The sequence below is a fragment of the Flaviflexus salsibiostraticola genome (genome assembly GCF_003952265.1).
Lineage (GTDB): Bacteria > Actinomycetota > Actinomycetes > Actinomycetales > Actinomycetaceae > Flaviflexus > Flaviflexus salsibiostraticola.
Map to the genome: position 1 here is coordinate 865,498 of NZ_CP034438.1, position 20,459 is coordinate 885,956.

The 20,459-nt window shown below is 65.9% G+C and carries 21 protein-coding genes and 3 tRNA genes; 9 read left to right on the forward strand and 15 right to left on the reverse strand.

Translation table 11 applies throughout. The features are described from left to right. The first annotated feature begins 72 nt into the window (after positions 1 to 72). A complete protein-coding gene (gene rpmB / locus EJO69_RS04115) occupies positions 73 to 267 on the forward strand; it encodes a 50S ribosomal protein L28 (protein WP_126039568.1) in 195 nt (64 codons plus the stop codon). A 51-nt stretch (positions 268 to 318) separates the two neighbouring features. On the opposite strand, the gene thiL is transcribed toward rpmB, so the two are convergent. Continuing rightward, the gene (thiL, locus tag EJO69_RS04120; protein ID WP_245993763.1) at positions 319 to 1,212 is read right to left on the reverse strand and encodes a thiamine-phosphate kinase; all 894 of its coding nucleotides are present in this window, start codon (positions 1,210 to 1,212) and stop codon (positions 319 to 321) included. A 55-nt stretch (positions 1,213 to 1,267) separates the two neighbouring features. Here thiL and EJO69_RS04125 point away from each other — a divergent pair, with 55 nt between their 5' ends. Next, positions 1,268 to 1,765: a DUF3515 family protein gene (locus EJO69_RS04125; protein WP_126039573.1), complete on the forward strand. Its 498-nt coding sequence runs from the start codon at positions 1,268 to 1,270 to the stop codon at positions 1,763 to 1,765. Between the two features lie 8 nt (positions 1,766 to 1,773). Here the strand turns inward: EJO69_RS04125 and EJO69_RS04130 are convergent, their stop codons facing one another. Together EJO69_RS04130 and EJO69_RS04135 are read right to left on the reverse strand one after the other, a co-directional pair. Further along, complete coding sequence (locus tag EJO69_RS04130) at positions 1,774 to 2,760, reverse strand: IS481 family transposase (protein WP_126039576.1); 987 nt, start codon at positions 2,758 to 2,760, stop codon at positions 1,774 to 1,776. 124 nt (positions 2,761 to 2,884) lie between these two features. Beyond that, entirely contained in the window at positions 2,885 to 3,964 is a 1,080-nt protein-coding gene (locus EJO69_RS04135) for a D-alanine--D-alanine ligase family protein (RefSeq protein ID WP_126039579.1), read from the reverse strand. Between the two features lie 31 nt (positions 3,965 to 3,995). Between EJO69_RS04135 and EJO69_RS04140 the strand changes: the two genes are divergently transcribed. Together EJO69_RS04140 and EJO69_RS04145 are read left to right on the forward strand one after the other, a co-directional pair. After that, positions 3,996 to 5,102: a trans-sulfuration enzyme family protein gene (locus EJO69_RS04140; RefSeq protein ID WP_126039581.1), complete on the forward strand. Its 1,107-nt coding sequence runs from the start codon at positions 3,996 to 3,998 to the stop codon at positions 5,100 to 5,102. 73 nt (positions 5,103 to 5,175) lie between these two features. Beyond that, the gene (locus tag EJO69_RS04145) at positions 5,176 to 5,832 is read left to right on the forward strand and encodes an AMIN-like domain-containing (lipo)protein (protein ID WP_126039584.1); all 657 of its coding nucleotides are present in this window, start codon (positions 5,176 to 5,178) and stop codon (positions 5,830 to 5,832) included. A 201-nt stretch (positions 5,833 to 6,033) separates the two neighbouring features. Here EJO69_RS04145 and EJO69_RS04150 read toward each other — a convergent pair whose 3' ends face one another. The 7 genes from EJO69_RS04150 to leuC all read right to left on the reverse strand — a co-directional run bounded on the left by EJO69_RS04150 (position 6,034) and on the right by leuC (position 12,795). Next, entirely contained in the window at positions 6,034 to 6,873 is an 840-nt protein-coding gene (locus EJO69_RS04150; RefSeq protein ID WP_126039587.1) for a lysophospholipid acyltransferase family protein, read from the reverse strand. Beyond that, positions 6,870 to 8,189, reverse strand: a complete 1,320-nt coding sequence (gene murA / locus EJO69_RS04155) for a UDP-N-acetylglucosamine 1-carboxyvinyltransferase (RefSeq protein WP_126039590.1) — start codon at positions 8,187 to 8,189, stop codon at positions 6,870 to 6,872. Before murA ends, EJO69_RS04150 begins: the two co-directional genes overlap by 4 nt. A gap of 56 nt (positions 8,190 to 8,245) precedes the next feature. Next, the gene (locus EJO69_RS04160) at positions 8,246 to 8,773 is read right to left on the reverse strand and encodes an ArsR/SmtB family transcription factor (protein WP_126039593.1); all 528 of its coding nucleotides are present in this window, start codon (positions 8,771 to 8,773) and stop codon (positions 8,246 to 8,248) included. Continuing rightward, a complete protein-coding gene (locus EJO69_RS04165; RefSeq protein ID WP_126039596.1) occupies positions 8,730 to 10,085 on the reverse strand; it encodes an MFS transporter in 1,356 nt (451 codons plus the stop codon). The genes EJO69_RS04160 and EJO69_RS04165 overlap by 44 nt, the downstream gene beginning before the upstream one ends. A 78-nt stretch (positions 10,086 to 10,163) precedes the next feature. Next, positions 10,164 to 10,718 (reverse strand): GNAT family N-acetyltransferase, encoded by a 555-nt coding sequence (locus tag EJO69_RS04170; RefSeq protein ID WP_164519866.1) that lies wholly within the window; start codon positions 10,716 to 10,718, stop codon positions 10,164 to 10,166. A 10-nt stretch (positions 10,719 to 10,728) separates the two neighbouring features. Continuing rightward, positions 10,729 to 11,385, reverse strand: coding sequence for a 3-isopropylmalate dehydratase small subunit (gene leuD, locus EJO69_RS04175; protein ID WP_126039603.1), 657 nt, complete (start codon positions 11,383 to 11,385; stop codon positions 10,729 to 10,731). 9 nt (positions 11,386 to 11,394) lie between these two features. Continuing rightward, positions 11,395 to 12,795, reverse strand: a complete 1,401-nt coding sequence (gene leuC / locus EJO69_RS04180) for a 3-isopropylmalate dehydratase large subunit (protein ID WP_126039606.1) — start codon at positions 12,793 to 12,795, stop codon at positions 11,395 to 11,397. A gap of 94 nt (positions 12,796 to 12,889) precedes the next feature. Between leuC and EJO69_RS04185 the strand changes: the two genes are divergently transcribed. From EJO69_RS04185 to EJO69_RS04195, 3 genes are all read left to right on the forward strand, one after another. Beyond that, positions 12,890 to 13,621: an IclR family transcriptional regulator gene (locus tag EJO69_RS04185; protein WP_126039609.1), complete on the forward strand. Its 732-nt coding sequence runs from the start codon at positions 12,890 to 12,892 to the stop codon at positions 13,619 to 13,621. A 101-nt stretch (positions 13,622 to 13,722) separates the two neighbouring features. After that, positions 13,723 to 14,847, forward strand: coding sequence for a glycosyltransferase family 4 protein (locus EJO69_RS04190; RefSeq protein WP_126039611.1), 1,125 nt, complete (start codon positions 13,723 to 13,725; stop codon positions 14,845 to 14,847). A 46-nt stretch (positions 14,848 to 14,893) separates the two neighbouring features. Beyond that, positions 14,894 to 15,652 (forward strand): DUF364 domain-containing protein, encoded by a 759-nt coding sequence (locus tag EJO69_RS04195; protein ID WP_126039613.1) that lies wholly within the window; start codon positions 14,894 to 14,896, stop codon positions 15,650 to 15,652. A gap of 22 nt (positions 15,653 to 15,674) precedes the next feature. Here EJO69_RS04195 and pdxH read toward each other — a convergent pair whose 3' ends face one another. Next, on the reverse strand, positions 15,675 to 16,331 hold the full coding sequence (pdxH, locus tag EJO69_RS04200; RefSeq protein WP_126039615.1) for a pyridoxamine 5'-phosphate oxidase: 657 nt from the start codon (positions 16,329 to 16,331) through the stop codon (positions 15,675 to 15,677). A gap of 179 nt (positions 16,332 to 16,510) precedes the next feature. On the opposite strand from pdxH, the gene EJO69_RS04205 reads away from it, so the two are divergent. Together EJO69_RS04205 and EJO69_RS04210 are read left to right on the forward strand one after the other, a co-directional pair. Further along, a complete protein-coding gene (locus tag EJO69_RS04205) occupies positions 16,511 to 17,086 on the forward strand; it encodes a biotin transporter BioY (RefSeq protein WP_126039617.1) in 576 nt (191 codons plus the stop codon). Between the two features lie 212 nt (positions 17,087 to 17,298). After that, a complete protein-coding gene (locus EJO69_RS04210; RefSeq protein ID WP_126039619.1) occupies positions 17,299 to 18,633 on the forward strand; it encodes an ATP-binding protein in 1,335 nt (444 codons plus the stop codon). Here EJO69_RS04210 and EJO69_RS04215 read toward each other — a convergent pair. The 4 genes from EJO69_RS04215 to EJO69_RS04230 all read right to left on the reverse strand — a co-directional run bounded on the left by EJO69_RS04215 (position 18,617) and on the right by EJO69_RS04230 (position 20,427). Next, the gene (locus EJO69_RS04215; protein ID WP_281272839.1) at positions 18,617 to 19,759 is read right to left on the reverse strand and encodes an IS1249 family transposase; all 1,143 of its coding nucleotides are present in this window, start codon (positions 19,757 to 19,759) and stop codon (positions 18,617 to 18,619) included. The genes EJO69_RS04210 and EJO69_RS04215 overlap by 17 nt on opposite strands. A 347-nt stretch (positions 19,760 to 20,106) precedes the next feature. Then, a tRNA-Glu gene (locus EJO69_RS04220) sits at positions 20,107 to 20,179 on the reverse strand. Positions 20,180 to 20,260: 81 nt separating this feature from the next. Then, positions 20,261 to 20,333, reverse strand: a tRNA-Glu gene (locus EJO69_RS04225). A 22-nt stretch (positions 20,334 to 20,355) separates the two neighbouring features. After that, positions 20,356 to 20,427 (reverse strand) — tRNA-Gln (locus tag EJO69_RS04230). Between the last annotated feature and the right edge of the window lie 32 nt (positions 20,428 to 20,459).

The window sequence follows — 20,459 nt, forward strand, 5'->3', positions numbered from 1 at the left end:
CAGGTTGCACCCCCGTGTGCATGTCAGGAGACGCCGCTGGCGTCTTGTCAGCGAGAAGATCAGGAGAGAACCGTGGCCTCAGTATGTGACGTCTGCGGCAAGGGCCCGGGCTTCGGCAAGAGCGTCTCGCACTCCCACGTGCGGACCAACCGCCGGTGGAACCCGAACATTCAGCGCGTCCGCGCGCTCGTCGAGGGTACCCCCAAGCGACTCAACGTCTGCACGAACTGCATCAAGTCGGAGCGGATCGTTCGCAACACGAAGTAGCCTTTGAACAGCCCTGAGCCCCCACCACGGTGGGGGCTCAGTCGTTGTCGGTCATGCGGTGAAGTGATCCCAGCCGCCGAGTTCACCCAGATCGGCTCCATCCACCGTCACACCGGCGCCGGCGTGAATGGAGCCGACGATGCTCCAACCCTCCGGAACATCCCCCGGCGGCAGGGCCGCCAAGAAGCCGTGGTCCTCTCCCCCGGTGAGGGCCTCATGCAGGCTGGCCCCCGGGCTTGCCGCGGCCGCCACCCGATCCGAGTCGAGCGCGATTGAGACTCCAGATGCCGCGGCCATGCGCCTCGCATCGCGCACGAGACCGTCCGACACGTCCATCATCGCCCGTGCGGGGACGGACAGCGCCAGGGCGACGGGCGGCACCGGCCGCCGGAAGAGGTCGGCCTCAGAACCGGTCTCGCCGGCCTCGAGAAGAGCGAGTCCATGGGCTGAGGCTCCGAGGTTACCGGTGTGGATGAGGAGGTCGCCCGGCCGGGCACCGGACCGGAGGACAGGCTCCCGTCCTTCCATGTCCCCCACGACGGTCCCCGCGGCCATGATGGCTGGGCCCCTCGACATGTCGCCGCCATCGATGGCGATGGGACCGGTCTGGTCGGCGATATGGTCGCAGGCCTGGCGCAGCCCCTTCGAGAAGCCTTCGACCCACTCGGTGGCGAGCCCCTCGGGGATGACCATGGCGACGACGAGCGACATGGGGCGGGCCCGCATCGCCGCCGCGTCCGCCACGTTGTGCATGACGCACCGCCAACCGACATCCTCGGCGCTCGACCAGTCCGTACGGAAGTGGACGCCTTCGACGAGGATGTCGGTCGAGATCGCCACATCCCCCGCGGGCGAGAGGACGGCGCAGTCGTCGCCTGTCGGGACGGTCGCCGTCGAGGCGGGCAGATGCCGGCTGATCACTGTGAGAAGGTCGTCTTCGCTCATAGATGCCATTCTCTCACCGGGCTGCGACTCCATCGACCCCGGCTACAGTAGGGGTGTGAAGCGTCTCAGCATCCTTACACTCCTCGGCCTTGCGGCCTGCACGCCGACCATCGGCCTTGATTCCACCCCCCATGCCTCCGACCCCGTGTGCGCCCAGATGCTCATGGCAACCCCCGGTGAGATCGGCGGCTATGAACGTGCGAAAACGACCGCGCAGTCGACGACAGCGTGGCAGGATGGATCGTCCTTCCGGTGCGGCCTCGACCAGCCCGGCCCGTCGACCGACCGCTGCATCACCGTCGGCGGCATCGATTGGCTCAGCCTGGACGCGGGCGACGAGAGGGTGCCGGCGAACAGTGGGGACGGCACGTGGACGTTCCTGTCCTACGGGCGCACGCCCACCGTCGAGATCGTCCTCACGACGGAGGCCGTGGGCGCCGGTACCGTCACCGATGTCCTCGCCCAGTTCTCCTCGGCGCTCGCACTCGTCGAGGCCGACCGCGAATGCCTCGCACTCGTCGACGCGCCGCTGGCGCTCGACGACCAGGGCTAGCTGTACAGCTAGCTGTACTGTCCGGGGAGGTTGGTTAAGCGGGTGATTGGGGCGAGCCTGTCGCAGGCTGTGTGGGGTCGGTGATGATTATAGTGATGCAGCCATCCTGGTAGGGCGTCGCGTCGCTCGGTTTCTGAGGTGTAGCAGCGGGCGTAGCCCCACCCGTCTGCCAGGGTACGGTGGAAGCGCTCGATCTTCCCGTTGGTCTGGGGTCGGTACGGGCGGGTCCGTTTTGCTGTGATCTTCAGCCTGGCGCAGGTTTCGCGCCATAATATCGAGCGGTAGGCCGGACCGTTGTCGGAGAGCACTCTTTCGACGGTGACGCCTCGGGTGTTGAACCAGGCTGTGGCCCGCTCCAACACCCCGACGGCAGTGAGAGCGGTTTCATCATTGTGGACTTCGGCGTAGGCGACGCGAGAGTAGTCATCGATGACGGTGTGGACGAAGGCGTAGCCCATCTTCGGGTTGTGGTGGTGGTTGCGGGCCTTGTCCGGCGTTGCTATGCGGTTGCGGCCTCCCTGTTGGCGACCGACGAAGCGCCAGCCGCCGCCGTCGGGGATGTTGCCGAGCTTTTTCACATCGACGTGAATCATCGAGCCGGGGTGGGGGTGTTCATAGCGGCGCACCGGCTCCCCGGTGGCGCGGTCTACGTGAGCGAGTCTGTTCAGTCGGCAGTGGCGCAGGATCTGATGAACGGTCGAGGGTGCCAGCCCGACCCGGACGGCCAGCTGGACCGGTCCTTCCCGTAGCCGCAGCCGCAGGCTCACGATTCGTCTTCTGATCTTCAACGGGGTCTGGTGGGGCGAGGTCTTCGGGCGAGAGGAACGGTCCTGCATGGACTCACCAGACCTGTAGCGGTCGGCCCAGCGTTTGACCGTCGGCCAGGAGCATTGGAACCGAGCCGCGACCTCGGCAATCGGCACCTGCTGGTCGACGACGAGCCGGGCGACGGTCAAACGGGCGCGAGGGGTCAGGGCTGCATTAGCGTGGGACATAAGGAGGGCCTTCCTCGGAGTGCTGGTTTCGCAACTCCCACTCAATCGCGGAAGGCCCTCTCTTCACGTCACAAGTCAGCGCGTGTCATCGCACTGCCTCAACCAACCTGTCCGGTCAGTACAGCTAGCGCAGGCCGGTCTGACGCTCGAGCGCGAGCGTCAGCAGTTCGTCGATGAGCTCCGCATAGGTCATGCCGGACTTCTGCCACAGCAGCGGGTACATCGAGTACGGGGTGAAGCCGGGGATCGTGTTGATCTCGTTGATCGTGATGTCACCGCCGTCGAAGAAGAAATCGACGCGTGCCATCCCCTCGCAGTCCACGGCCTCAAATGCCTCGACAGCCATGGTGCGCAGCCGCTCCATGTCGTCCTCGGGGATCTCCGCCGGGATCTGAAGGACGAGACCGTCGGTCTCGACGTACTTCGACTCGAAATCGTAGAAGCCTGAGGTCGGGTTGTTGAGGATGATCTCGCCGACGGTCGAGGCTCGTGCACGCTCGGTGCCGCGGCCGCCCAGGACCGCGCATTCAACCTCACGACCCGCCAGGCCCTGCTCGACGATGACCTTCGGGTCGTGCTTCTGGGCCTCCCGGATCGCCTCGTCGAGCTGGTCGAGGGACTCGATGCGGGAGATGCCGAGCGAGGATCCGGCACGAGTGGGCTTGACGAAGAGCGGCATCCGCAGCTGCGCGATCTGGTCGGTGAGCTCCTCGCGGCTGTTCTCCCACCCGCTTCTCGTCACGAGCACCCATGGACCGACGGGCAGGCCCGCGGCCTGAAGGATGATCTTCGTGAAATGCTTGTCCATGACCGCGGCTGACGAGAAGACGCCCGATCCGACGTACTTCACCCCCGCCATCTCAAACAGGCCTTGGATCGTGCCGTCCTCGCCGAACGGCCCGTGAAGGAGCGGGAATGCGACATCGATCTCGAGGCTCTTCCCACCCTCGTAGAATTCTCCGGTTCCGTACGAGACGGTGATGGGCTCGCCCGGACCGACCTCGGCCGTGCCGGTGCCGAGCAGCTCCGAGTCGGTCGTGCCGCTCACCCACGTGCCGTCCCGGCGGATGCCGATGGGCACGATCTCGTACCGATCGCGATCGATCGAGGCCATGACCGAACCGGCCGTCATGCAGGACACCGGATGCTCGCCGGAGCGGCCTCCGTAGATGAGGGCAACGCGAGTTGTGGAACCGTTCTTCACCGCTCGAGCCTATCAAGATAGTGTCGGAATCATGACGAAGCCAGCTACGATTCTCGCCCAGTCCGGCCGTCCCGACAGAGTTCAGGGCAGCCCGGTCAATCCCCCCATCGTTCTCTCCTCGACGTACCGCAACTCGGGGACGGAGCCGGGGAACATCTATGCGAGATGGGACACGGAGACGTGGAATCCCTTCGAGCAGACCCTCGCCGCCCTTGAAGGCGCCGACTTCCCCGCCCTCGTCCACTCCTCCGGCATGGCAGCCATCACCACAGCGCTCCACGCGGCGCGCCCCGGCCGGATCGTCGCCCCGCGTCACTCGTACCATGCCTCTCTCGTCGTCGCGCGGGAGATGGCCGAGCGGGAGGGCGGCGAGGTTGTCACGGTCGACATCGCCAATACTGACGAGGTCGTCTCCGCCCTGCCGGGAGCCAGCGCCGTCCTTCTGGAGTCGCCGACGAACCCGATGCTCGAGCTCGCCGACATCCCGACCATCGCCGACGCGGCGCACGAGGCTGGCACCCTCGTCATCGTCGACAACACGTTCGCCACCCCGCTCGGCCAGCAGCCCCTCAGCATGGGGGCCGACATCGTCGTCCATTCGGCCACGAAGTATCTCGCGGGCCACTCCGACGTCATCCTCGGCGCGGCCCTCGCCGCCACGGAGGAGCTCCACCAGACGATGTGGGACTACCGCACCCACACCGGCTCCGTCGCCGGGCCCTTCGAAACGTGGCTGGCGCTGCGCGGCATGAGGACCCTCTCCCTCCGCTTCGAGAGGATCACCGCGAACGCAGCCGAGCTCGCGCGGCGCCTGGCGGACCACCCGCTCGTCGAGGCCGTCGCCCATCCCTCTCTCCCCGACCATCCCAACCATGAGCGCGCCCCGAGGGGCTGTGGCGTGCTGACGCTGCGCCCGAAGGGCGGCCGCGAGGCGGCCGATCGTCTCGTCGAGGCGACGAGTCTCTGGCTGCCGGCCACATCGCTCGGCGGTGTCGAGTCGAGCCTTGAGCGGCGCCGCCGGTTCGCGGACGAGGCGGAGACGGTCCCGGAGGATCTTCTGCGCCTCTCCTGCGGAATCGAGGACATTGAGGACCTCTGGGAGGATCTCGACCGGGCTCTGGGCGTCGCGGTTCGGTGATCGCGCGTTGCAGTCGAGTAACGAGGGCCCGACGGTCCTCCCCGCACCGACCGACAGGCGGTAGATTGGCGTCATGAAACGTGTACTTGCCGCCGCAATGATGGTGAGCCTCGTCGCCGCCTGCACGTCGACGACGGACGAGACTCCAACGTCCACCGAACCGACGGACACCGCCACGACGTCTGAGACGACGACTCCGGCCGCTCCGACGACCCCGGAGGAGACAGAGGACGAGACCACGGCCCCGACCGACGATGAATCCGCACCCGCGGACACCATCGATGGATCGGGACTGACGACGGACCCGACTCAGTCCGACAGCTTCCCCGACCTTCTCGGCCAATTCCTCCCGATTGAGGCACGAGTGGGCGGGCATGGCAACTATGACCGCGTCGTCGTCGAGTACGACGAGGACGAGGGTGAGCTGAGCTGGTCCGCCTCCTATGAGGACGAGCCGATCCAGGACGGCTCTGGCCTGCCGGTCGATATGGCCGGACAGAAGTTCCTCACCGTCGTAGTCTCGGGTGTCCGCTATCCCGACGAGGGCGAGGCCACCGAGGGGATCAACGTCACTGGGCTCAACCAGGCGACTGTCGTCGAGGACGTTCACGTCGACTATCCCTTCGAGGGCATGCACATGATCTTCGTCGGCGTCGATGAGGAGCACCCCTACCGCGTCCAGGTCTTCAACGATCCGGAGCGGATCGTCATCGACATCCTCCACGACTAGACGTGATGTCCACGTTGTGAACGCTCAAGTTGGATGAAGACCTCCGGCGGGATGTGGTTTACCGCACTCGCATCCTGCCGGAGGTCTTCATGTCCCACGCTAACGCACCTCTCGCACTCCGAAGAAGACAACGCCTCGCTGCGCTGATCGTCGAGTAGGGATGGTCAGACGCGCAGCACAGCGGTTGCTGGGCGCGCCTGATCAGGGCCTGCCGAAAAGGCGCCTCACGCGGGCGCGGAGTTTCGCGCGGCGAACCTTTTTCATCGCAAGCCTCAGGGCTTTGGCATCCTGCCTGGCCTGGCGCCGGAGACGATGGTTGAGGGCCTCGGGCTCGAATCGCTCCGATGGAGGGGTGCCCATGGGCCTGCCGAGCTCGGCGCGCAGCCGTGCCACCTCGTGGGCGATGGTCGTCATCGCGGAGTCGGCCTGCTCGCGATAGGTCGCGCCGGTGAGCTCAATCGGTGATCCGAAATGGAGAAGAACCCGCTCGGTCCGGTGGAGGATGCGGGGCCAGCGGATCCGACCGGTCCACTGGTGGATGATCCGCTCGTTGCCCCAGTGGGAGACGGGGATGATGGGGACATTGGGCCGGGCCTCGTGAAGCCGGGCGAGTCCCGTCTTCGCCCGCATCGGCCACCCCGCCGGGTCGTGGGTGAAGGTGCCCTCGGGGAAGATGATGAGCGACCAATCCTCGTCGAGGATCTCCGCCATCTGCTCGATCGCACCGCCGGGCGCGTCCCGGTCGATCTCGACCTGGCCGAGGGCCCGCAGTGCCGTTCCGAGTGGCTCCGCGAACAGCTCCTTCTTCGCCATGAAGCGGGGCGGGATGCCCGCCTGGTAGAGCGCGACGGCGACGACGAACCCATCAAGGTGGCTCGTGTGGTTAGAGATGAAGATCGCCGGACCGGACGCGGGGAGATTCTCGGTTCCCGTGACCGTCAGATCCTGGATGAGACGCATGGCGGCGATGACGGGACCGGAGAGCAGTCTCATCGCCAGGGGGATCTCACGACCCCTCTCGGGTCGCCGCCAGAGCCTCATGGCTGCATGGTGACGTCCGCGCCGAGCTTGGACAGCTTCTGCATGAAGTGCTCGTAGCCGCGGTTGATGATGTCGATGCCTGCAACGTGGCTCGTGCCCTCGGCGGCGAGCGCCGCGATGAGGTGGGAGAAGCCGCCGCGCAGATCGGGGACAACGATGTCGGCCGCCTTGAGCTTGGTCGGACCCTGAATGATGGCCGAGTGGTAGAAGTTCTGCCTGCCGAAGCGGCAGCGCAGCCCGCCCAGGCATTCGCGGTATACCTGAATGTTCGCGCCCATGCCGCGCAGGGCGTCGGTGAACCCGAAGCGGTTCTCGTAGACGGTCTCGTGGACGATGGAGAGGCCGCTGGCCTGGGTGAGCGCCACGACGAGTGGCTGCTGCCAGTCGGTCATGAGGCCCGGGTGGACGTCCGTCTCGAGTACGGCTGCCTGCAGCTCGCCACCGGGGTGCCAGAAACGGATGCCGTTGTCCTGGACGTCGAAGGCGCCGCCGATCTTGCGGAAGTAGTTGAGGAAGGTCGTCATGTCCTTCTGGGCGGCGCCGCGGATGAAGATGTCGCCATGGGTGGCGAGGGCGGCGGATGCCCAGGAACCGGCTTCGATCCGGTCGGGCAGGGCCGTGTGCCGGTAGGCGTGGAGCTCGTCGACGCCCTCGATGCGGATGGTGCGGTCCATGTCGACCGAGATGATCGCGCCCATCTTCTGCAGGACGGCGATGAGGTCCATGATCTCCGGCTCCATGGCCGCATTCGACAGCTCCGTGAAGCCCTTCGCCATGACGGCCGTGAGCAGCGTCTGCTCGGTGGCGCCGACCGACGGGAACGGGAGACGAACCGGCTTGCCCTTGAGGCCCTTGGGAGCCGTCAGGTGCATGCCGTACGGGGTTGAGTTGCGCACAGCACCGAAGTCCTCGAGGACCTTGAGGTGGAAATCGACCGGACGGTCGCCGATGTGGCAGCCGCCCAGGTCCGGCACGAACGCCTCGCCGAGGCGGTGGAGCAGTGGGCCGCAGAAGAGGATGGGGATGCGGGAGGAACCGGCGAGGGCATCGACCTGGATCGGGTCCGGCAGCGTGAGCGAGCCGGGCGTGATCGTGAGCTCGCCCTCCTCCTGCTGGTAGTCAACCTCGACGCCGTGCATCTGCAGCAGCTCGGATACGACCTCAACGTCGCGGATCTGTGGGACTCCGCGCAGGGTCGACGTCTCCTGCGACAGAAGGGCCGCGACCATCGCCTTCGGAACGAGGTTCTTCGCCCCACGGACAAAGATCTCTCCGGTCAACGGTTTTCCGCCGCGCACTTCAAGCACTGACGCCATGGTCTCCTCCTCCAGCAGCTCCTCCAAGGATACCGGGCGGAGGGCGCCAGATGAGCTTACCGCTGGTCGGGGCGCGCCGGTAGGAGCTGTGCGCCAAGCGCGTAAAGGGTGCCCTCGCCCGACTCGTGGTTCTTCGTCGACAGCTCTCGAATGCGGCCATACATCTCAGACATCTGGCTCGCCACCTCTTTGCGCTGGTCAGGGGTGAGAAAGACGACACCGAGCATGACGACCTGGTGCTTGTCCTCGTCGGTGACGTCCGGAACCAGGCTCCGGAGGTACTCGAGGATGGCGAGGGACGCGGCGCGACTGTCCTCGGACTCTCGTTCGGCAGGGTCGGGCTGAGGCGGGTTGATCTTGTCCTCGTTGACCGACCACCAGGTCTCCCTCGCATCGTCGCCCACCCGCTTGCCGATGAAGCCGCCCGCTTCGAGGATCGACAGATGGTAGGAGACCTTGTTGGCCGCTGCCCCCAATTGGGAGGCGAGATCCGAGGTCCTCGCCTCCGACAGGGCATCGAGAAGGACGAGGATCTGCAGCCTAAGCGGATGCGACAGTGCCTTGAGACGACTCATCTCGGTCATAGCTCTCCCATTCTGACGGCCGGGGAATGCGGCGCACTCGTGGCGATAGTATCGCGATGACGGCGCTCACCGCTGAGATCGCGACGAAGATGACCGCGGCGAGGTGATAGCTGTGGGCCTCGAGCGTGATGCCCGCGATCAGCGGCGCGAACGCCGATAGAGCCTGGGCGACGACGCCGAGGAGGCTGCTGACCCGGCCCTGAAAGGACTGGGGCGTGCGGCCGAGAACGTATCCGAGAAGGGCGGCGTTGGTGATCGGCACGCACAGCCCGATCGCGAACGAGACACCCATCATCACCCAGTACCCATCGGAGAGGAGAAGCGGGGCCGTGCTCAGGGTGAACCAGGCGAGGGAGCCGACCGTGATGAGACCGGTGGGGTGCTCGCCGGCGATGCGGCCCGCCACCGTCGAGGAGAGGATGACACCGAGGCCGATCGCCATGCCGAGGTATCCGACCTCGACCGCCGGGTAACCCTGGACGATGAGGGAGAGCATCATGAGCGACTGGACGCCCGCCATGCCGAGATTGACAAGCGTGATGATGACGCCGAGCACGAGGAGTGTCCGCCTGCTCGAGAGGTAGCGAAGGCCCTCGACGAAGTCCTCGCGCATGGTCGACCGCGGCGGCTGGGCCTCGACGGGCAGGTCCTCGACAAGAACCTGTGCCGCTCCGCCTGCCGCAGCTGCCGCAGCCGGGACCGGCTGCATCTCGTCGGCGGGGACGAGAGACGTCTTCACACGCGTGAAGACGAGGCCCTGGGCGGCGGAGAAGACTGTGGAGATGAAGAAGGGCAGCCAGGCGAACAGCCCGTAGAAGAAGCCCGAGAGTGGCCGCGCGATGAGCTGGACGGCCGCATCCCTCCCCTGGTTCGCGGCCTGCGCCTTGACGAAATCCCCGCCCGACATGATCGATCGAAGAGCGGCGTTCGTCGCCTCACCGAAGAAGCCGTGGACGAGCGCAAGAACGCTCATGAGGATGGTGAATGCCAGGTAGGTGAGATTTCCCGAGTACACGTAGAAGAAGATCCCGCCGCTGACGAGCGACCCAAGGATGGCATAGAGGTAGATGAGACGCCGGCGGTCCATCCGGTCGACGACGACGCCGCCCGGGATCGACGCCACGAGCATGAGGACAAGGATGATGGTCTGGAGAGTGCCCGCGGATGCCTCGGAGGCCGTGAGGTCGAAGACGACGAAGCTGACGATGAGAAGCGAGAAGACCCGGCCGATCATTCCGGTCGTATCCCCCGCCAGCCACCACACGTAATCACGGTTCGACCAGATCGAAGCGGAGCCATGTTTCGTATCCATGGCACGACGGTAGACGCTCTCTCGCAATAGTTCAATACTTTTGCGCAAATTGCTTTGCGCAATTTATTCGGTGCAGTTCTATCGGAGGATGTCGGGCTCTCCGTCCCTTCCTGTGACCGCCTCTGCGAGGATGCGCTCGAACATGAGGTGGTCGCGCCTCTCCCCCGCAATCTCCATGTAGCTGCGGGCACGGCCGAACTCGACGAAGCCGCTCCTGCGCAGAACCTTCATCGAGGGCTCGTTGTCCGGCAGCGTCGCCGCCACGATCCTGCTGAGGCCGAGTTCGCTCTCCGCGACATCCAGAGCCTCGGCGACTGAGTTCGTCGCGAGACCTCTCCCGGTGGCGTGTTCAGCGACCCAGTAGCCGATCTCCGCCGAGCGGTAGGGACCGAACTCGATCCGATCGAGCGAGAGCTGTCCGACGATCGTTCCACCCTCGACAATGACGAAGGGGACACCGGAGCCCGACTCATAGGCGGCGAGCTTCGCGGTGATGACCTGGCGCTGAAACTCCAGCTCAAAATGAGAATCCTCGCGCCGCGGTTCAAACGGCGCGAGGAATTCTCGCGATGTCACGAGCAGTCTCGTGAGCTCTTCGGCGTCAGCGTCTGTGACGAGCCTGAGGTGTGTCATGCGCCTCAGATTAGGCGAGCGGAGCCTCTCCATCGACCGGACGGGCCGAGACGACCTCGACGGCCGGCAGGGTCTTGACCGGCAGAGTGGCCGGCTTGTAGGCCGGGCGGGACTTCTCGAACTCCGTGATGGCATCCTCCTGGCGCAGGGTGAGCCCGATGTCATCGAGCCCCTCCATGAGCCGCCAGCGGGTGTAATCGTCGATCTCGAAGGTCGTCGAGAAACCGCCGGCGGTGACGGTGCGCTCGACGAGATCGACGGTCACCTCGGTGCCGGGCTCGGTCTCGAGGATCTTCCAGAGCTGCTCGGCGTCATCCTGCGTGATGATGCCGGCAACGAGACCCTGCTTGGCGGAGTTGCCGCGGAAGATGTCGGCGAAACGGGGTGCGAGCACCGCGCGAAAGCCGTAATCCTTGAGCGCCCAGACCGCGTGCTCGCGGGAGGAGCCGGTGCCGAAGTCCTCACCGGCGATGAGGACGGAGCCGGACCTGTACTCATCCTGGTTGAGGACGAAGTCGGGGTCGTTGCGCCATGCGGCGAAGAGTGCATCCTCAAAGCCGGTGCGGGTGACGCGCTTGAGGTAGACCGCGGGGATGATCTGGTCGGTGTCGACATTCGAACGGCGAAGAGGGACGCCGATGCCGGTGTGGGTGCTGAACTTCTCCATGATCAATCCTTAGAGGTCCGAAGGGGTCGAGATGGTGCCGCGGATCGCGGTCGCGGCGGCGACGAGCGGCGAGACGAGGTGCGTGCGCCCGCCCTTACCCTGCCTGCCCTCGAAGTTGCGGTTCGAGGTGGAGGCGGCGCGCTCACCGGGCTGGAGCTGGTCGGGGTTCATGCCGAGGCACATCGAGCAGCCGGCGTTGCGCCACTCCGCACCGAAATCCTTGAAGATCTGGTCAAGACCCTCGGCCTCTGCCTGAAGGCGGACACGGGCAGAGCCGGGCACGACCATGACGCGGACGTCCGGGTCCTTCTTCTTGCCCTTGATGATCGCCGCAATGTTGCGCAGGTCCTCGATGCGGCCGTTCGTGCATGAGCCCATGAAGACGGTGTCGACGCGGATGTCCTTGATCTTCGTCCCCGGCGTCAGACCCATGTACTCGAGGGCGCGCTCGGCTGCGTGGCGCTGGCTCTCGTCGGCGAAGTCCTCCGGATCCGGGACCTCAGCCGAGATCGGCAGGCCCTGGCCCGGGTTGGTGCCCCACGTGACGAACGGTTCAAGATCGGCCGCGTCGAGATCGACCTCGGCATCGAACACGGCATCGTCATCCGTGCGCAGGGACTTCCAGTACTCGACGGCGCGATCCCAGTCCTCACCCTCGGGCGCGTGCGGGCGGCCCTTGAGGTACTCGAACGTCGTCTCGTCGGGGGCGATCATGCCGGCGCGGGCGCCGGCCTCGATCGACATGTTGCAGATCGTCATGCGGGCCTCCATCGAGAGAGCCTCGATGGCCTCGCCGCGGTACTCGAGCACGTAGCCGGCGCCGCCGCCGGTGCCGATCTTCGCGATGATCGCAAGAATGATGTCCTTCGCGGTGGTGCCGGGGCGCAGGGTGCCGTTGACGTTGATCGCCATCGTCTTGAACGGCTGGAGCGGCAACGTCTGCGTGGCGAGGACGTGCTCGACCTCAGAGGTGCCGATGCCCATGGCGAGAGCGCCGAAGGCGCCGTGCGTTGAGGTGTGGGAATCGCCGCAGACGACCGTGAGGCCCGGCTGGGTGAGCCCGAGCTGGGGGCCCACAACGTGGACGATGCCCTGCTCGGAGTCGCCGAGCGAATGGAGCCGGATACCGAACTCGTCCGCGTTCCTGCGCAGAGTATCGATCTGCTTGGCAGAGATCTTGTCCGCAATGGGAAGGTCGATGTTGAGGGTCGGGACGTTGTGGTCCTCCGTCGCGATCGTCAGATCGGGGCGGCGGACCGGCCGGCCCGCCAGCCGCAGTCCCTCGAAGGCCTGGGGGCTCGTCACTTCGTGCACGAGGTGAAGATCGATATAAAGGAGGTCAGGAGCCCCGTCTTCGCCGTGCGCAACGATGTGCGACTTCCAAACCTTCTCGGCCAGGGTCGTCCCCATGACTCTCTCCTTTGTTCCGTCGGTGTGATCAGGATCTGCCTTCGCGAAGTCTAGCGCACTTGCGTATCAAAGGGCGAGATGACAGTATCACTACATGGACAACTCTCAGGGATCCGGAGTCGGCGTTCTCGACAAGGCCGCTGCCGTTCTTGGGGCTCTCGAATCGGGGCCCCACACCCTTGCCCAGCTCGTCTCGGCAACGCATCTCGCCCGACCGACTGCGCACCGTTTGGCGGTGGCACTCGAATACCACCGCTTCGTCACGCGGGATATGCAGGGGCGCTTCATCCTCGGCCCACGCATGGAGGAGCTCGCCTCCGCAGCGGGCGGAGACCCACTCCTCGCCGCGGCCAAGCCGGTCCTCATCGCCCTGCGCGACCACACCGGCGAATCCGCTCAACTCTTCCGCCGCCAGGGCGATGTCCGCATCTGTGTGGCAGCCGCCGAGCGCAACCTCGGCGGGCTCCGGGACACGATCCCAGTCGGCGCCGCCCTGTCCATGCTCGCAGGCTCCGCCGCCCAGGTCCTCCTCGCGTGGGAGGAGCCGGACCGGCTGCACCGCGGCCTGCACGGGGCGAACTTCACAGCCACCACCCTGTCCGCGGTCCGCCGCCGGCGATGGGCCCAGTCGGTGGCCGAGCGCGAGCCCGGCGTTGCCTCCATCTCCGCCCCCGTGTGGGGCCCGAGCGGTCGCGTCGTCGCCGCCGTCTCGATCTCCGGCCCGATCGAACGAATGGGCCGCCAGCCCGGCCGTCAGCACTCCGTTGCGGTCGTCGCCGCCGCCAACAGGCTCACCGAGGTCCTCAAGAGGTCAGAGGATTACTGACCGCCGCCTCGACAGCATCTCTTCCCTCTCGTGCGCCCCGGAATACTCCGGGGCGCACGAGCGTCTGCAACGACCGCGTGGGAATCTGGGAGGATGGAGTCATGCAGCGCACTCTCCTCGTCACGAACGACTTCCCGCCGAGAACAGGCGGGATTCAGACCTACCTGGAAGGGTTCGTGGGCCAGCTCGATCCGCGACAGCTCATCGTCTATGCGTCGTCGCCGCCCGACGGCGGTGCGCAGGAGTACGACGCCTCTGTCCCCTACGAGGTCATCCGCTACCCCGGAACGATGATGCTCCCCACCCCAACCGTGCGGAGGACGATGCAGGGGATCATCCGCGACAGGCACATCGAGAATGTCTGGTTCGGTGCCTCGACCCCGCTGGGGATCATGGCCGGCGCGGCGAGGGCCGCCGGGGCCTCACAGACGATCGCCACGACCCACGGCCACGAGATCGGCTGGTCAATGATCCCGGGAGCCCGCCAGCTGCTCGGCAGGATCTTCCGTGAGAACGACGTCGTCACCTACCTGACGAAGGCGACGCTCGAGCGGCTGGAGCCGCTGCTCGGCGAGACGACGAGGGTGCGGATGCCCGGCGGGATCAACCCCGAGGCCTTCGCATTCAATGCCGACTTCCGGCGTGAGCTGCGCGAGCGCTACGAAATCGCGCAGGACGCCCCCGTCGTCATCTGCATCTCGCGCCTCGTTGAACGCAAGGGTCAGGACCTCCTCATCTCCACCTGGCACCGAATCGCGGAACGGTTCCCCGAGGCTCGCCTCGTCATCGTCGGCAAGGGCCCGTACCGGGAGAAGTTGGATGCGATGCATGCAGCATCCCCCGCCAGGGATTCGATCATCTTCACGGGCGAGGTGCCGTACTCCGAGCTGGCCGGCCACTACTCACTCGGCGACATCTATGCCATGCCGTGCCGCACCCGTGGGGGCGGGCTCGACATCGAAGGCCTCGGCATCGTCTACCTCGAGGCCTATGCCGCGGGACTTCCCGTTGTCGCGGGCGACTCGGGTGGGGCGCCCGAGGCGGTTCTCTCCAGAGAAACGGGACTTGTCGTCAACGGCCGATCGGGCAACTCCCTCGTCGCGGCCCTCACCTACCTCCTGGAGGATCCCGAACGGGCCGCGGCCATGGGTGCGCGTGGTCGGCGCTGGGTCGACGAGTCCTGGCGCTGGGAGCATCTTATTCGCCCGCTCACGGAGATCCTCTGACCTGCGCGGTGACCAGCAAGAGGAGGTGCTCGACTAGGATCGAGCCATGAATGCCTGGGCGCTGTATGACGATCTCATCGACGGAATCTCCCCCTCCGCGACGGTCCGGGACTACCAGTCGAATCCGATATGGACGTGGGTTGAGGCGAGCGACGCCACCGTCGGAGTCGCGATGACGATCAACGTCCGCAGCCGCGCAGGAATTCGGGAGGCCTCCCTCATCGGGCGCCCGCTTCGGGAGGCTGCGATGCTCATCCGATCATGGAACCTCGTCGAGTCCAGCATCGGGGTCGCCGCGATCAATGCCTGGTACAACGTGCCATCGCGGGCGGATGCCTGCGGGGAGCGCGTGCCGGCGAGTGGAGCGTTCGACATCTACGCCGACATGATTGAGGGGAAGAGGGTGGCGACGATCGGCCACTTCCCATTCATTGAGAAGAGGCTGGAGACCGCCGGCGAGCTGACGATCATCGAGCGGAACCCGCGCAGAGGCGACTATATCGACAGCGCCGCAGAGTACCTGCTGCCTGAGCAGGACATCGTGTTCATCACCGGCTCGACGATGGTCAACAAGACGCTGCCGCGGCTCCTCGAACTCGCCCGCGGCGCCTACGTCGTCCTGACCGGGCCCAGCACGCCACTCTCTCCCGTGCTGTATGACTACGGGGTCGACGGCCTGTCGGGGATGATCATCTCCGACCCGACGGCCCTGAAGGATGCCCTGCGCGGGGCGGGCAACGGCGCCCCGAAGGATGCGGGGACGATGGTCGACTATGTCCGGACCGTGATGCCCTCAGGCAGCTGACAGCCCTGCGACACCGATCGCGCTACGGTGCGAGGCGATCGATCGTCCATCTGTCGTGGTCCCGGCGATACCGGATCCTGTCGTGGAGCCTGTCGGCGCGTCCCTGCCAGAACTCGACGGTCGAGGGGATGACGACGTAACCGCCCCAGTGGTCGGGGCGGACCACGGTCTCCTCACCCGCCTCGATCCGCGCGGTCAGGTCGTGGACACGCGACAGCAGCTCCTCGCGGCTCGCGATGACCTCGGACTGGGGCGAGACCATGGCGCCAATGCTCGAGGCGATGGGGCGCGAGTAGAAGTAGGCATCGGACTCGTCGGGATCCACACGCGTGGCGAGACCCTCAATGCGGACGACTCGGTCGAGCTCTCGCCAGTGGAAAAGAAGTGCGACGTGGTGATTGCGCTCGATCTCGCTGCCCTTGCGGGAGTCATAGTTTGTGTAGAAGACAATGCCGCGATCGTCGACGGCCTTGGCGAGGACCACCCTGTTCGAGGGCACTCCCCTGCCATCGACGGTCGACAGGACCATGGCGTTCGCGTCCCGCAACCCCTCCTCGAAGGCCTGTGCCAGCCACTCCTCGAAGAGATCCTTGGGCGCGGCCGGGAGTCGGTTCACATCCAGCGCCCCGCCGTCGTAGTGCCGTCGATCCCCGTTGATCTGTCCCTGCTCGAGTCCCATGGCCCCATTATCCGTCAGAATCGACGCCGCGGGTAGGCACCGGGAGCTGGGTTCAGGCCGACACCGGCCATGTGATCTTGACGACGAAGTGCGGCCCACTCGCCGGACAGCATGGATCGGCGAGCCTCTTCGACTTACTATCGAGTAACTTACTGTTTCGTAACTATGGAAGGCGGCCTGTGTCCACTCCCGCTCTCGCCACCGCCGGCGTCCTCACTGACCGGCTCCCGGTCTCCCGACTCCGCGATGTCGCGCTCGTCCTCGGCGGCACTGCCTTTGTCGCCCTGGCCGCACAGCTCGTCATCCCGCTCTGGTTCACACCGGTTCCGCTCTCGCTCGCCACCTTTGCCGTCATCCTCACCGGCGCGGCGCTCGGCCCCGCCAAGGGCGCCCTCTCGCTCGGCCTCTATATGGCGATCGGACTGGCTGGCGTGCCCGTCTTCGCCGAGGGCAGCTCGGGGTGGGCGGCCGCATCGTTCGGCTACATCGTCGGCTACATCCTCGCCGCGACCGCTGCGGGTGCGCTGGCCGACCGGGGCTTCGACCGCACCTTCGGACGGACCGCGCTGCTCGTCCTGGCCTGCTCCGCCCTCGTCTACAGCGTCGGCGTGCCGTGGCTCATGGTCGCCACCGGGGCTGATCTTGCGGCCGGCCTGCAGATGGGCGTGATCCCCTTCCTCATCGGTGACGCGATCAAGGGTCTCGCCGCCATGGCGCTCCTGCCCACCGCGTGGCGCCTCGTCGGCAGGCGCTGACAGCAGACCTCTCAAGAGGGGCAGTCCCAGCCGTTCGGTTGGGACTGCCCCTCTCTCTTGCCCGGCACTCACCCCCACGCGGCACATGGCCGCTCTGGGCTGCCTGAGCGTCGTGATCACACGCCTCGCCTTCCGACCAACGAGACGCGCGACACATTCCGCCGGCCCATTCGGTACCGTGTCCTCCACCACCGAGTGAAAGCAGGCCTCCCGTGACTACCTGGCGCATCCGCGATTTCCAGCCGAACGACCTCGACGGCTTCCTCCGACTCTGGGAACAGTACGTCGCACAGGTCGATGTGCCTGTCTATGCGCTGAATGAGGTCATCGCCTCCACCCGCGCAGACACCGCCGTCGTCGCCGTCATCGGCGATGAGATCGCGGGAGTCACGGTGGCTCGGGCGGCGCACGACCAGGCATGGATCGTGTTCTTCGCGGTCCATGAGAAGTGGCGCCGTCGCGGCATCTCTCGGGCGATGCTGGGCGCGATCGAGCAGCGCCTCGCATCCCACGGAATCAGCCGGGTGGCGATCCTCGTCCCCGACGGGATCGAGCACGTCGCCTCGCTCACACGCGCCGGCTTCGCCGACCAGCGCCACCTGCGCTACTTCGAGCGGACCATCCCCATCCGCCAGGAGGAGATCCTCCTGCTCAAGGAGCTCGGCGGCCGCATGCTCGGCAGGGACAGGTGGGACGCGATCGGAGGGATGACGACGGAGAAGGCGCTGCTCGAGCGGCGGCTCGTCCTGCCGCTCGGCGACCCCACAACAGCTGAACAGTTCGGTGTCGTGCCTCCTCGTGCGATCGTCCTGTTCGGGCCTCCGGGAACCGGCAAGACCACCTTCGCGAAGGCAGTCGCCTCGCGGCTGGAATGGCCGTTCATCGAGGTTTTCCCGTCACGGCTCGCGGCCTCGCCGCGAGGGTTGGCGGGCGAGCTGCGCGAGGCCTTCGAGAAGATCGATGGCCTCGACCACGCGGTCGTCTTCATCGACGAGGTGGAGGAGATCGCGTCCCGGCGCGGTGGCGAGCCGCCCTCCCCCACCCAGGCTGTAACGAACGAGCTTCTCAAGGTCATCCCGGACTTCCGGGAGAAGCCGGGGCGTCTTCTCATCTGCGCGACCAACTTCATCCGCGCCCTCGATCCGGCCTTCCTGCGGCACGGTCGGTTCGACTACGTCATTCCGATCGGACTTCCCGACAGCGAGGCGCGGCGCGCCATCTGGCTCACCTTCATCCCCGAGGCCGCTCAGGATCATCTCGACCTCGACGTGCTCGTGCGCGCCACCGAGGGCTTCTCACCGGCCGATATCGAGTACGCGGCCCGCAGCGCATCCCAGGCGGCGTTCGAGCGGGCTGTGGCGAACGGTCATGAGAACCACACCGGTGCTGTTGGACCCGAGCTCGAGGACTACCTGACCGCGGCCTCTCAGACCCGGGCGACTGTCTCGCCCGATGTGGCGAGGGAGTTCGAGGACGACATCACGAGGCTTATAGGACAAAATGTGTTGGTTTTGTTTGATCGGAGGGGTGTCAGTCCCAGGTTGTGATGTAGCTGGTCGAGTGGTGCAGCTCGTTCCAGACGGCTGCGGTGCCGATGCCCGGCAGGCCGATGTCCCGGGCGTGTTCGCCGCGGCTGGCCGCAGCTCGGTAGTAGGCCTGGATCTGGGTGTCGGTGGGCATGGTCCTGAGGATGCGTGCGGGACTGGCAGGGTATTCAGTGTGCATGTAGCACCACCACATGATCGCTTTGATCCGCCTGTCCAGGCTCATCCCGCGGTGATCGCGTAGCAGGGCCCGCAGTTGAGTGTTGATCCCACCCTCGATCCGGTTATTCGTCGCTGGCAGTGGCATGTGCAGGTAGGCGTCGACCGGGAAGTTGGCGGGATCGACGTAGGTGAACAAGGTCTTGGTCCGGATCAGCGTATCGAGGGCTGAGCGGGCCGTGACCAGACGCTGGTGAGTGAGTACGACCTGCCCCGTGGCGAGTCGAGTGCGCTCAGCCAGGAAGGCCTCCCATGTGGCGCGCCATTGGGTGTAAGCGGCCAGCCATGCCGCGGCCCCGGTGTTATCGCGGACGTGGAGCAGCGCTCTAGCCAGGCCGTAGAGTTCCACTCCGGCCTGAGTGCGGGGCCGGGTCGTGGTCTGGCGACGCACCTGGCTGAAAGCATGGAACGTACAGCGCTGGACCTTCGTGGTGGGCCAGTGCGCCCGGCGGGCTTTGGCAAAGCCTGATCCACCATCGGTGACCACTACCTGTGGCGGTGCGATCCGGGCCAGCAGCGCACCCCAGGCCTGGCTGTGTTCACTGCGTGCGAGGTACCAGCCCACGACATGGGTGTCGGTGGAGGCGATCAGGATCACGGCGCTGCGTCCGAGGTGGATCCCATCGACGTAGATCACCCGGTGGACCTCGTCGACCACCTCGGGGGTGGGCCACAGCTGCCAGAACCGTGCGGTGCGCCGACGGAAGGTCCGTCCCGCCCCGGGCAGGTCTCGCTGGCGCTGGCGGGAAAACAGAAAGGACAAGAACAGGGCGAAGTCTTTCGCGGAGGTGTCGATCGCCGCTACGCGACTCGTCCTGCACCCGGCACAGCGGTAGCGCTGACGTCCCGTACTGGTCTTTCCATAGCGTGTCATCGCCTGCTCGCACGGGCGGCAATAAGGAGTGTTCACCCTCCCTATCAGGCAACTTGGACCCGGCCTTTTCGGTGAGAACGCGCCGAAAAGTCGGGATCAAACCAACACGAAATGTCCTATAAGCCGGCCCCGTGAAACCAACTTCAACCCCCACTTTTCCGCGTCAAAGCAACCAAAGGTCGGGGTCAAGCCAACACGAAATGTCCACCCATCAAGTTCAGCCGCACGAACTTCAACACCGGCCTAATGGCGGCACAGCAACAAAAGATCAGGGTCAAACCAACACGAAATGTCCTATAAGCCCATCACGACGCTCGCCCGCGTGTGAGCGCAGCTCGCAGAATAGGAGAAAGGCCTGAGCAGATGCTCAGGCCTTCACCTTGTACCCCGTACCGGATTTGAACCGGTGTTACCGCCGTGAGAGGGCGACGTCCTGGGCCGCTAGACGAACGGGGCCCGTTGACAGCTTTCGCTGCCAGGTGGCAGCTCGCACTGCCGAGTGACAGCTTACACTGTCGCGATAGCTTGCACTATCTGTACCCCGTACCGGATTTGAACCGGTGTTACCGCCGTGAGAGGGCGACGTCCTGGGCCGCTAGACGAACGGGGCCTCGATCTCCGAGGAGATCTTGCTGGGGTACTAGGACTCGAACCTAGACTAAATGAACCAGAATCACTCGTGCTGCCGATTACACCATACCCCAAGGTATCTGCTCGCAACCGGGGCTGCGCGCAA